The sequence below is a fragment of the Congregibacter sp. genome, assembly GCF_965660375.1.
Lineage (GTDB): Bacteria > Pseudomonadota > Gammaproteobacteria > Pseudomonadales > Halieaceae > Congregibacter.
Map to the genome: position 1 here is coordinate 1 of NZ_CBFHZO010000078.1, position 11,820 is coordinate 11,820.

At 57.2% G+C, this 11,820-nt stretch carries 11 protein-coding genes and 2 tRNA genes; 3 read left to right on the forward strand and 10 right to left on the reverse strand.

What is annotated here, in order from left to right; genetic code table 11:
* A partial coding sequence (locus ACTG3T_RS06820) for a transposase (protein WP_439101521.1) occupies positions 1-120 on the forward strand: 120 nt, incomplete at its 5' end.
* Positions 121-224: 104 nt separating this feature from the next.
* On the opposite strand, the gene ACTG3T_RS06825 is transcribed toward ACTG3T_RS06820, so the two are convergent.
* The 9 genes from ACTG3T_RS06825 to thrS form a co-directional block, all read right to left on the reverse strand.
* Positions 225-301: transfer RNA gene (locus ACTG3T_RS06825), tRNA-Pro, on the reverse strand.
* Between the two features lie 214 nt (positions 302-515).
* Positions 516-881 (reverse strand): MerR family transcriptional regulator, encoded by a 366-nt coding sequence (locus tag ACTG3T_RS06830; protein WP_439101514.1) that lies wholly within the window; start codon positions 879-881, stop codon positions 516-518.
* The gene (gene ihfA / locus ACTG3T_RS06835) at positions 859-1,164 is read right to left on the reverse strand and encodes an integration host factor subunit alpha (protein WP_008294679.1); all 306 of its coding nucleotides are present in this window, start codon (positions 1,162-1,164) and stop codon (positions 859-861) included. The genes ACTG3T_RS06830 and ihfA overlap by 23 nt, the downstream gene beginning before the upstream one ends.
* Positions 1,165-1,218: 54 nt before the next feature.
* Complete coding sequence (gene pheT / locus ACTG3T_RS06840; protein ID WP_439101515.1) at positions 1,219-3,597, reverse strand: phenylalanine--tRNA ligase subunit beta; 2,379 nt, start codon at positions 3,595-3,597, stop codon at positions 1,219-1,221.
* Positions 3,598-3,666: 69 nt separating this feature from the next.
* A complete protein-coding gene (gene pheS, locus ACTG3T_RS06845; RefSeq protein WP_439101516.1) occupies positions 3,667-4,680 on the reverse strand; it encodes a phenylalanine--tRNA ligase subunit alpha in 1,014 nt (337 codons plus the stop codon).
* Between the two features lie 142 nt (positions 4,681-4,822).
* Positions 4,823-5,182, reverse strand: a complete 360-nt coding sequence (gene rplT, locus ACTG3T_RS06850) for a 50S ribosomal protein L20 (RefSeq protein WP_439101517.1) — start codon at positions 5,180-5,182, stop codon at positions 4,823-4,825.
* A gap of 27 nt (positions 5,183-5,209) precedes the next feature.
* Entirely contained in the window at positions 5,210-5,404 is a 195-nt protein-coding gene (gene rpmI, locus ACTG3T_RS06855; protein WP_405269362.1) for a 50S ribosomal protein L35, read from the reverse strand.
* Between the two features lie 114 nt (positions 5,405-5,518).
* Complete coding sequence (gene infC, locus ACTG3T_RS06860; protein ID WP_084566992.1) at positions 5,519-6,055, reverse strand: translation initiation factor IF-3; 537 nt, start codon at positions 6,053-6,055, stop codon at positions 5,519-5,521.
* A 73-nt stretch (positions 6,056-6,128) separates the two neighbouring features.
* Positions 6,129-8,066 carry a threonine--tRNA ligase gene (thrS, locus tag ACTG3T_RS06865; protein ID WP_439101518.1) on the reverse strand — a complete coding sequence of 646 codons (1,938 nt, stop codon included), beginning with the start codon at positions 8,064-8,066 and terminating at the stop codon, positions 6,129-6,131.
* A 174-nt stretch (positions 8,067-8,240) separates the two neighbouring features.
* Between thrS and ACTG3T_RS06870 the strand changes: the two genes are divergently transcribed.
* A complete protein-coding gene (locus tag ACTG3T_RS06870; protein ID WP_439101519.1) occupies positions 8,241-9,584 on the forward strand; it encodes a M24 family metallopeptidase in 1,344 nt (447 codons plus the stop codon).
* Positions 9,585-9,610: 26 nt separating this feature from the next.
* Here the strand turns inward: ACTG3T_RS06870 and uvrB are convergent, their stop codons facing one another.
* Positions 9,611-11,629: an excinuclease ABC subunit UvrB gene (gene uvrB, locus ACTG3T_RS06875; protein ID WP_439101520.1), complete on the reverse strand. Its 2,019-nt coding sequence runs from the start codon at positions 11,627-11,629 to the stop codon at positions 9,611-9,613.
* Positions 11,630-11,737: 108 nt separating this feature from the next.
* Between uvrB and ACTG3T_RS06880 the strand changes: the two genes are divergently transcribed.
* Positions 11,738-11,813: transfer RNA gene (locus tag ACTG3T_RS06880), tRNA-Asn, on the forward strand.
* The last annotated feature ends 7 nt before the right edge of the window (positions 11,814-11,820 follow it).

Genomic DNA, 11,820 nt, shown 5'->3' on the forward strand with positions numbered 1-11,820 from the left:
GGCTTCCATAACAAGATGGAAATGATGAGCAGACGAGCGTATGGATTTAGAAATTTTGAGAATTATCGACTGAGAGTCTTAACCCATTGTGGTTGGGATGGCATTATCAACCGAGTTTAGTGAAAACCGGTGCATCCCCCTTTAAGTGGGTAGAGCCAAAGATCCCGCCGCGACCACGGATGCTGGCTGGACAGACTATGAAGGAGATTAAAAAATCAGAAAAATGGTCGGGACGGCAGGATTTGAACCTGCGACCACCACACCCCCAGTGTGGTGCGCTACCAGGCTGCGCTACGCCCCGATCGGTAGACACCGACAAGCTAGTGAGAACTCACGTTGCCTGCCGAGGGCGGCATTATACGCAAGAAATTGATCGTGACAATGGATGTGTGCGAGTCTCTGAGCACTTCTACAGGGGCCGGTCGAGCATTGGATAGTGCGGAAGGTAGTGCGGAAGGTAGTGCGGAAGGTAGTGCAGCAGATGGCGCAGCAAACTCAGCGGCCGTGCTTATCGATCAGCGGCCAGGTTTTAGCAGTTCGAGCAATTCTTCCAGGTCGTCGATGGTTTCCTGGATCACGGCTTCGATGTGGGTGGGATGCACGCCGCGAGTCTTCTCATCGGTCATGCGCTGTCGTGCCCCGCCGATGGTGTAGCCGTCATCATAGAGCAAGGTGCGAATCTGTCGGATCGTGAGCACATCTTCGCGCTGATAGTAGCGTCGATTGCCGCGACGCTTGACGGGTTTAAGCTGGGGAAATTCCTGCTCCCAGTAGCGAAGTACGTGAGGCTTAACGGCACAGAGTTCGCTGACTTCACCGATCGTGAAGTAGCGCTTTCCCGGAATTGCCGGTAGCTCGTTATTGTGACTCGGTTCCAGCATATTCTTCTACTCTGGCCTTGAGCTTCTGCCCTGGCCTGAAGGTTACCACTCTGCGTGCGGAAATCGGAATCTCTTCACCCGTCTTTGGGTTACGTCCGGGACGCTGGTTTTTATCACGCAAATCGAAATTGCCGAAACCCGACAGCTTGACCTGTTCGTTGTTCTCCAGGCAGACGCGGATTTCCTCAAAAAACAGCTCGACTATTTCTTTCGCCTCGCGCTTGTTCAGCCCGAGTTCCTCAAATAACCGCTCTGCCATTTCGGACTTGGTCAGTGCGCTCATGTTCAACCGTCCCGGTGAGACCTTGCCTGGAAACCTTGAGGTTAAGTAATAGTGCTAACCACGAAGCTCCGCTTGATAGTTTTCTTTCAGTGAATCAACGACTTGCTGGATACACGTGTTGACCTCATTATCATCAAGGGTGCGCGAATGATCCTGAAAAGTCAAACCCAGAGCGACACTTTTTCTTGCAGGATCAATACCTTTGCCCTCATAGACATCAAAGAGGGTTAAGTCTTGAAGGTAAGCGCCTGCGGTAGCTCGCACATTGGCTAGAAGTTCGCCAGCTTTGACTGTTTTGTCGACGATCACCGCAATATCGCGACGCAATGCCGGATAACGGGAAACCGGGGTAAAGGCTGGAATGGTCGCCGCACGCAGCATCTCCAGATCCAGTTCAGCGACCACGACGGGAAGGTCGAAGTCCATTTCTTTTTGCAGCGTGGGGTGCAGTACACCCACAAACCCAACAGTCTCGTCACCACGCTTCAGCCAGGCTGTTTGCCCGGGATGCATACCACTGCGCTCTCCGGCTTCAAAACGGAAGGACGCGGTATCGCCAGTCAGCTCCAATAGCGCCTCGACGTCCCCCTTGAGATCATAAAAATCCGCGTTACGGCCAGGATCAGCCCAGCCCTCGGCGGCCAGTGATCCACAGACGAGCATCGCCAGTCCAGGCCGCTGACTGAGACCGTCGGCCCCGGGAACAAAGCGGAGCCCGGTCTCAAACAGCCGCACCCGCGGCTGCTGACGTTTGACGTTGTGTTGCGCGGTTCGCAGCAGGCCGGCCAGCAGACTGCTGCGCATTACGGCGTGCTCGGGTGAAATGGGGTTGTTGAGTTCTACCGGCTCTATTGCCGGATCGAGTTGTTTTTGGATACCGGCGTCTACAAAGCTGTAACAAATCGCTTCAAAGTAATCCCGCGCCACAAGCGTCCGACGCAGCTGCTGGAGGCGCAGCTTCTCCTCCGGAATGGCGGGCAGCACCACATCTGCACGGATGCGCGTCACCGGCAGATTGTTGTAGCCGTAGACCCGGGCCAGCTCTTCAAGGAGATCGGCCTCGATACGCAGATCAAAACGCCAGCTGGGTACCGCACATTCCCAGCCACCCTCCACCGCGGTCACGTCGAGACCCACACCGCGAAGAATGCGTTCTACTGCCTCGGGCTCGATGGTGACGCCCAGGAGGCGCTCGATGCGCGCTGCGCGAAGGTAGATCGGTGCCGGCGCCGGCAGGTCAGCTTCTGAGACCGCCTCGGTTATGGGACCTGCCGCACCACCTACGATCTCCAGCAGCAGCTCTGTGGCCCGCTCCAGGGCACGACGCTGGAGCTCAAAATCCACGCCGCGCTCAAAGCGGTGCGAAGAATCCGTATGCAGACCAAAGGCCCGCGCCTGGCCGCTGAGGGGCACCGGCGCAAAGAACGCCGACTCCAGAAGAAGTCGCGTGGTGCCCTCACCCACGGCGGAATCCGCTCCACCCATGATGCCTGCAAAAGCCAGGGGTCTCTCGTGGTCGGCGATCACCAGGTTGTCGCTACCCAGCGTGATTTTCTGGTCGTTCAGCAGCTCCAGGGACTCCCCCGGAGTCGCCTCGCGCACCACGATGCCTCCGTTGATCTTGTCCAGATCGAAGGCGTGCATGGGCTGTCCGAATTCCAGCAGCAGGTAATTGGTGATATCCACCGCAGCATCAATGCTGCGCACGCCGCAGCGACGGAGCTTCTCCTGCATCCACAGGGGTGATGGCCTGCTCAGGTCCACGCCATCGATCACGCGGCACAGATAGCGGGGGCAGCGCTCTTTTGCGCGCAGATCTACCGTCACCGCCTCATCAGTTGCAACTGTTTGAACGTTTTCCGGCGGTGTGCAGACCGCCAGGTCGTTGAGGAGACCCACCTCCCGCGCAATACCTGCCATACCCAGACAATCTGAGCGATTAGGCGTGAGACCAATCTCGATGCTCACGTCATCGAGCTTAAGGTATTCCCGAAGATCAGTGCCCACGGGAGCATCGCCCGGTAGCTCCAGGATGCCATCCTTCTCGTCGGACAAACCCAGCTCGGACGCTGCGCACAGCATTCCCTGGGATTCTACGCCGCGAAGTTTGGCAGCCTTAATCGCAAAATCACCGGGGAGCATGGCTCCCACGACCGCCAGCGGTGTTTTTAGCCCCTGGCGGGCATTGGGTGCACCGCACACGATCTGTAATGGAGAACCGTTACCGGCATCCACGGTACACACACGCAGCTTGTCCGCATCCGGGTGCTGCACCGCCTCGGTGATCTCCGCCACAATCACGCCCGTGAAAGCGCCGGCGACGGGCTCGATGGCATCCACCTCGAGACCTGCCATGGTGATCTGGTGTCCCAGGGCTTCGGTACTGAGCGCGGGGTTAACCCACTCGCGCAGCCATTGCTCGCTAAATTTCACTGATTATTTCCTTCTTACCAAAACACTGCAGCGCGGTTGTCAGGAAAAACCGCGCGAGCTCAATCGCCGTCAAAACTGCGCCAGGAAGCGCAGGTCATTTTCAAAGAACAGTCGTAAATCGTTTACGCCATAGCGAAGCATGGCCAGACGCTCCACGCCCATGCCGAAGGCAAAGCCGGAGTAGCGCTCGGGATCAATGCCCGCCATCTCAAATACCCGGGGGTGCACCATGCCGCAGCCCATGACTTCCAGCCAGCCGGTGTGGCTGCAAACACGACAGCCCTCACCACCGCAGTGCACGCACTGGATATCGACTTCGGCGCCAGGCTCTACAAAGGGGAAGTAGGAGGGGCGAAAGCGCACGGCGAATTCTTTCTCAAAAAACACCTGCAGAAACTGCTCGATGAGCCCCTTAAGGTCCGCAAGACTTGAATGCTCATCGACCAGCAGGCCCTCGACCTGATGAAACATTGGCGTGTGGGTCAGGTCTGAGTCGCAACGATAGACCCGCCCCGGGCAAATAATCCGCAAGGGCGGTTCGCTGTTCTCCATCACGCGCACCTGCACCGGGGAGGTGTGCGTGCGCAGTACCGTGGTCGGATCGATAAAGAAAGTGTCATGCTCCGCGCGGGCAGGATGGTGAGGCGGGAAATTCAGCGCCTCAAAATTGTAGTAGTCCTGCTCAAGCTCGGGGCCGTCGGCAACGGAAAAACCGGCGGAGCCAAAGAACTCTTCAATGCGCTCGATGGTGCGACTGATGGGATGTATGCGACCACCGCCCACGGAGCGACCCGGGAGCGTGACGTCAATGGACTCCCTCGCCAGACGCGCACTGATAGCGGCTTCTTCCAAAGCCGCTTTGCGCTCACCGATGAGTGCCTGCATCTCCTGCTTGACGACATTGATCTGCGCGCCCGCCGCCGGTCGCTCCTCTGCCGACAGCGAAGACAAGCCTTTGAGGAGCGCCGTCAGCGCCCCCTTCTTGCCCAGATAGTCGACCCGGGCTGCTTCCAGCGCTGGTACATCCGGCGCCGCATTAATTGCCCGGCGCGCCTCGTCGGCAAGTTTCTCAAGATTTTCCATGCTCAACTGTTACCCGTAAGAACACTCTTGTAAGGCCAAAAAATAAGGCCACAAAAAAAGGGAAAAGGCTGGGCCCTTTCCCTTTGATTTTCCGTGTTGCAAGCCCTACCGCTGTCGCGGCGGGATTGAGACCGCCAGGGGCTTAGGCAGCCAAAGCTGCTTTGGCTTGCTCCACGACTGCTGCAAAAGCTGGCTTATCGTGCACGGCGAGATCCGCCAATACGCGACGATCCAAACCGATCTCGGCTTTCTTGAGGCCATTGATCAGCTTGCTGTAAGTCAAACCATTCGCACGGGACTGGGCGTTGATACGCGTGATCCACAAGGTACGGAACTGACGCTTGCGCTGACGACGGTCACGGTAGGCGTACTGACCTGCCTTGGTGACGGCCTGCTTGGCTACGCGAAAGACGCGCGAACGCGCTCCGTAATAACCTTTGGCTTGCTTCAGAATTTTCTTGTGTCGGCGATGAGCGACGACACCACGTTTTACGCGAGGCATAGTTTTCTCCTGTCCTTAATAAGCCGCTTAGCGTGCCCGCAACATGCGGTCGATGAGCACTTTGTCACTGTCGTGGATCATTGAAGTTCCACGCAGCTGGCGCTTACGCTTGGTGGTCATTTTGGTCAGGATATGGCTCTTATGCGCACTCTTGCGCTTGTAGCCGCCTGCGGTTTTTTTGAAGCGCTTAGCCGCTCCGCTGTGAATTTTTGCTTTAGGCATTTCTCATACTCCGCATTGGGTCCAACCTTACACAACGGCTCCCTTGTGGGGCTTTCCGCGAGTAAACAGCCGGAACTCACATCAAATTAAATGATCCAGGGCATTCACGGGCCGCTAGCCATTCTTCCTTTTCGGGGCGATTACCATGGTCATCTGCCGGCCTTCCATTTTCGGAAACTGCTCGACACCGCCAAGTTCCGCAAGATCGGCTTCCACTCGCTTGAGCAGCTCCATGCCTATCTCTTGGTGAGCCATTTCACGACCGCGAAAACGCAGCGTGACTTTGGCCTTATCCCCGTTCTCAAGAAAACGCACCAGGTTGCGTAGTTTTACCTGGTAGTCTCCTTCCTCCGTCCCTGGACGAAACTTCATTTCTTTAAGCTGCGTACGCTTTTGCTTCTTCTTCTGGGCGTTTTTCTGTTTCTTCGCCTCGAAGATATGCTTGCCGTAATCCATGACCTTGCAGACCATGGGATCCGACTGATCCGCAATCAGTACAAGGTCCATGCCGGCGGCTTCTGCCGCCGCCCGTGCCTCGGCCAGGGGCACAATGCCCACCTGCTCGCCTTCTGCACCCACCAAACGGACCTTATCCGCGACTATTTCGTCATTGATAAGGGATCTTTTGCCCTTACCGCTATCTTTGCTGATTGCTGTTCTCCAATTCTGCGCTCCGGTTAGGGAGCCTTAAATCAATCCTTCGCTTGAAGACCTTCGCTTCCGCTTACGATTTCTGAGCGTCACCGACAGCTACGCTGCCATGGAGCGCTACGTCACGGTCAAGGACTTCTGCGAATGCCTCAATGGACATCGTTCCGAGGTCCTCACCATTACGCGACCGCACGGCCACTGTCTTCGCTTCGACTTCTTTTTCGCCCACCACGATTAGGTAGGGAACGCGCTGGATTGTATGCTCGCGGATTTTAAAGCCGATTTTCTCGTTTCTCAAGTCCGAAAAAACACGAAAACCCTTGTTTTTCAAGGAATCTTCCACAAATTGGACGTATTCGTCCTGCTTTTCGGTGATATTCAGTACCACGGCCTGTTTTGGCGCAAGCCAAACGGGGAATGCGCCCTCGAAGTTTTCGATGAGAATTCCGATAAATCGCTCGAAAGATCCCAGTATCGCGCGGTGCAACATCACCGGTGTTTTGCGCGATCCGTCCTCGGCAACGTACTGGGCCTCCAGTCGACCGGGCATGGAAAAATCCACCTGCACGGTGCCCATCTGCCAGACTCGACCGATACAGTCTTTAAGAGAGAACTCGATCTTGGGGCCATAAAAGGCCCCCTCTCCGGGAAGCTCCTGCCAATCCAGTCCCTGGGCATCCAGGGCATCGGCGAGGGCTTTCTCGGCACGATCCCAGTCCTCGTCGGACCCCACCCGCTTGGACGGACGGGTAGAGAGACGATAAATCACTTCGTCAAAGCCAAAGTCCTTATAAACCGCATGGAGAAAATCGATGAAGGTCGATACCTCCGGCTGAATCTGCTCCTCGGTGCAAAAGATATGCCCATCGTCCTGGGTAAAACCGCGCACACGCATGATGCCGTGGAGCGAACCCGAAGGCTCATTGCGGTGGCAGCTACCAAACTCCGCCAGACGCAGGGGCAGATCACGATAGGAGCGCAGCCCCTGATTAAACACCTGCACGTGACAGGGACAGTTCATGGGCTTGACCGCAAACTCCCGGTCATCCGCCTGGAGCATAAACATGTCATCCCCGAACTTGTCGGCGTGGCCGGATTTTTCCCAGAGGGACATATCTACGACCTGGGGCGTTTTGATTTCCTGGTAGCCATTCGCGCGCTGTTGCTCGCGCATGTATTGCTCAATCACCTGATAAATGGTCCAGCCCTGGGGGTGCCAGAACACCATGCCCGGTGCTTCTTCCTGGGTGTGGAACAGATCCAGCTTCTTGCCGATCTTGCGGTGATCGCGCTTCTCGGCCTCTTCGATGCGGTGCAGATACTGCTTGAGCTGCTTTTTATTGGCCCAGGCGGTGCCATAAACGCGCTGCAGCATCTCGTTGTTGGAATCGCCACGCCAGTAGGCGCCCGCCAGCTTGGTCAGTTTGAAGGCGCCCAGTTTCCCTGTGCTGGGCACGTGGGGTCCGCGACAGAGATCCATCCACTCGCCCTGACGATACAGTGATATCTCTTCACCCTCGGGAAGATCGCGAATGATCTCGACCTTGTAGCTTTCGCCCATTTTTTCGAACGCGGCAGCGGCGGCATCGCGATCCATGACGATGCGCTCCACGCCCAGATCTTCCGCCACGATCTCCGCCATGCGCGCTTCTATCTTGGGCAGGTCGTCCGGGGTGAACTGGTGCTCTCCCGCAAAGTCGTAGTAAAAGCCGTCCTCGATGACGGGGCCAATGGTGACCTGGGTACCGGGAAACAAGTCCTGTACGGCCATGGCCAGCAGGTGGGCGGTAGAGTGACGAATGATCTCCACGCCCGCTTCGTCGCGCTCCGTGATAATCGCTAAAGCGGCATCGGCGTCTATGCTGAAGCTGGTATCGACCTCACGGCCATCAACCACACCGGCCAGGGCGGCTTTTGCCAGGCCCGGTCCGATATCCGCAGCGACCTGCGCGACCGTCACGGGGTTGTCAAATTGTCGTTGGCTGCCATCAGGCAAAGTAACGGTTGGCATCTTGTGCGTCTCCTTCAGTGGTGGCCCCCACGAAAGGCCACGTGATTTCGATGGAGATAGAACCCCATCGCGGGGCGCGCATTCTGCCCCAGAGCCGCAGGAGATTAAAGAGAAGAAGTACCGCCACCGAGCTGTTAGAGTTTTGCCCTGCCTTTCTCGCCACGGATCTTACCCATGACTCACCTTGTACGCCTCGTTCTCGTCTCTGTCATCGCCTCGTCCCTCATACTGACCGCGCTTCCAGCGCTGAGTAAAGGCGAAGCACAGACCCGCTGGGAGCTTATGAACCAGATCCGTCAGGAGAAGTTCGACCTGGTCCTACCAGAGGTTATGCAGGAAAACGGTGTGGAAATGTGGATTACGGTGAATCGTGAGGGTTACAACGACCCCCTTACGGAGGACTTTGGTAGAGGATATGTGGGTGGCTGGGGCTACTACATCTTCACCTACCGGGAAGAGGACTACGGTCAAGGGCGGGTCGAGCGCGTCGCGCTGGGTATCGGCACGCACCTTATCGAGGAGAACGGCGCCTATGACTACACCACCGAGGGGGAATATGATCTGGCGGCGTTCGTCGCCGAGCGCGACCCAAAGACTATCGCGCTGAATTATGCGGAGCACATCGGCGGTGCGGACGGCCTTACGCTAACGGCGTATCGACACCTCCAAAGCACCTTGGGTGAAAAATACAGCCAGCGCTTTGTATCGGCAGAGAAGCTCGCCTCGGACTTTCGCTCCCGTCGCGTGGCGACGGAGATCGCCGCCTTTGCCCGAGCGGGCGAAATGTCACGCAAAATCGCTGAAACCGCATTCTCCAATGAAGTCATCACACCGGGGGTTACCACGCTTGCCGACGTCGCCTGGTGGATGCGAGAGCAGCAATTTGCTAACAACCTGGGGACATCCTTTGGCATGCCCTCGGTATACATCACCGGGCCCGACGGCTTTGTCGCCCTGTCGGACGATCACGTCATTCAGCGCGGCGATTTTCTCGCCATCGACTGGGGCGTGGGCTACCTCAACTTTTTTACCGATATTAAACGCCAGGCCTACGTGCTCAAGGAAGGCGAAACCGAGGTCCCCGGAAGCATCCAAAAAGCCTTCGATAACGGCCGCAAAGTGCGCGACATCCTCAAGGCCAACATTAAAGCCGGCCGCACAGCGGGTGACACCTACGACCTCATGAACGACAAGATCAATGAGGCGGGCTTCAAGGTCATGGAGAAGTTTAACCAACCCACCGACGACCCCGGCGTGGTGGACGTGATCATTGGCTGTCATAGCGTAGGGAATCTCGGCCATGGCATTGGCCCGTCCATCGCCTGGTTTAACCCCGAGCGCATGAAATACATGATCCACCCGAGCAACCTCTTTTCCATAGAGCTCTTTGCGTACACGGCTATTCCAGAGTGGGGCAACAAGAAGCTGCGCGTTCCCCTGGAGGATGATGCGGTGGTCACCGAGCGTGGCGTGGAATGGGTCTACCCCGTGACCAACCGGGTCTTGGTGATTCGCTAGAACGGTTTGCTGGTAGCCAGGCCGACTCAGCTCATAAAGGTTTGCTGCTTGATCTCCGTGAGTTGATCGCGGAGCGCAGCGGCTTGCTCAAACTCCAGATTCTTGGCGTGCTCGTGCATCTGCGCTTCCATCTTATCCAGACGTCGGGACAGGGCCGCAGGCGATAGTTTGAGCAGCTCCTGCCCGTAGGCCAGGGTTTCTTCGGCGACCTTTTGCCCCTTGGCTTTGGCCTTGGTGGGCATGCGCCGGGCACCCTCCATGATGTCCTGAATGCTCTTGGTCACGCCGATGGGGGTAATGTTGTTCGCCTCGTTGAATTCAACCTGCTTACGGCGACGACGGTCGGTCTCATCGATGGCTCGCTGCATGGATCCCGTCACCTTGTCAGCATAAAGAATCGCCCTGCCCCGCAGGTTTCGCGCCCCCCGGCCGATGGTCTGGATAAGCGATCGATCGGAGCGCAAAAAGCCCTCCTTATCGGCGTCCAGAATCGCCACTAGTGCCACCTCGGGCATATCCAGCCCCTCACGCAGCAGATTGATACCCACCAGTACGTCGAACTTGCCCAGGCGCAGATCGCGAATAATTTCCACGCGCTCCACGGTGTCGATATCCGAGTGAAGGTAGCGCACGCGCACATCGTGCTCCGCAAGATACTCAGTGAGGTCTTCCGACATACGCTTGGTGAGCGTGGTGACCAGAACGCGATCGCCCATCTCCACAGCTTTGTGTATTTCACCGAGGAGGTCGTCCACCTGGGTGGTGGCCGGGCGAATTTCGATCTCGGGATCCGTGAGGCCCGTGGGTCGGACCACCTGCTCTACCACCTGGCCGGCATGAGCCTCCTCGTAGGGGCCGGGCGTCGCCGAAACAAACACCGCCTGGGGAAGAAGGTTTTCCCACTCCTCAAAGCGCAGGGGCCGGTTATCCAGGGCCGAGGGCAATCGAAAGCCGTACTCCACGAGCGTTTCCTTCCGCGAGCGGTCACCTTTGTACATAGCCCCGATCTGCGGAATGCTGGCGTGGGACTCGTCGATAATCACAAGCGCATCATCAGGCAGATATTCATAGAGGGTTGGTGGCGCTTCGCCGGGGGCTCTGCCCGACAGATAACGCGAGTAGTTCTCCACGCCCTGGCAGTAGCCCAGCTCCCGAATCATCTCAATATCATAGCGGGTGCGCTGGGACAGTCGCTGGGCTTCCACCAGTTTTTCGACGGATTTGAGCTGCTTCACCCGCTCGTCAAGCTCGACCTCGATATGTTCAATGGCATTGAGCATGATGTCCCTGGAGGTGACGTAGTGGGTCTTGGGGTAGATCGTCACCCGGGGCACCTTAGCGATAATCGCGCCGGTGAGTGGGTCAAAGAGGCTGATGTTCTCCACCTCTTCGTCGAAGAGCTCGATCCGTATGGCCTCGGCCTCCGCCTCCGCCGGGAACACATCAATCACGTCACCACGCACGCGATAGGTACCGCGGGCGAAATCAATGTCATTACGCTGGTATTGCAGCTCCGCGAGGTGCCTGAGCACCTCCCGCTGATCGATCATCTCGCCGCGGGAGACATGCATCACCATCTTGAAATAGGACTTGGGATCGCCCAGACCATAGATCGCGGAGACTGTGGCGACCACGATACAGTCCTTACGCTCAAGGAGCGCCTTGGTGGCTGACAAACGCATCTGCTCGATATGCTCGTTCACCGAGGCATCCTTCTCAATGAAGGTATCGGACGAGGGCACGTAAGCCTCAGGCTGGTAGTAGTCGTAATAGGAGACGAAATACTCCACGGCATTGTCCGGGAAGAACTCCTTGAACTCCCCATAAAGCTGGGCGGCAAGCGTCTTGTTATGCGCCATCACGATCGTTGGGCGCTGGAGTTGCTCGATCACGTGGGCCATGGTGAAAGTCTTGCCCGACCCCGTCACACCCAGAAGCGTTTGCGCCGCCAAGCCCGCATGGATACCCTCGACGAGTGACTTGATGGCGGTCGGCTGGTCTCCTGCGGGCTGAAAGGACGAATTAACTTTGAAGGGCTTGGTCATAGCAGATGCTTTTGGCGAAAAGCCCAATAGTATAATTGGTGTTGATTCCGAAGCGGAGGGTGATTAGAATCGCGCCCTCTTCGCAGAGAGTCGCATGCGGAGAGCTACTCCGCCTTAGCTCAGTTGGTAGAGCAAATGACTGTTAATCATTGGGTCGCTGGTTCGAGCCCAGCAGGCGGAGCCATATTTAG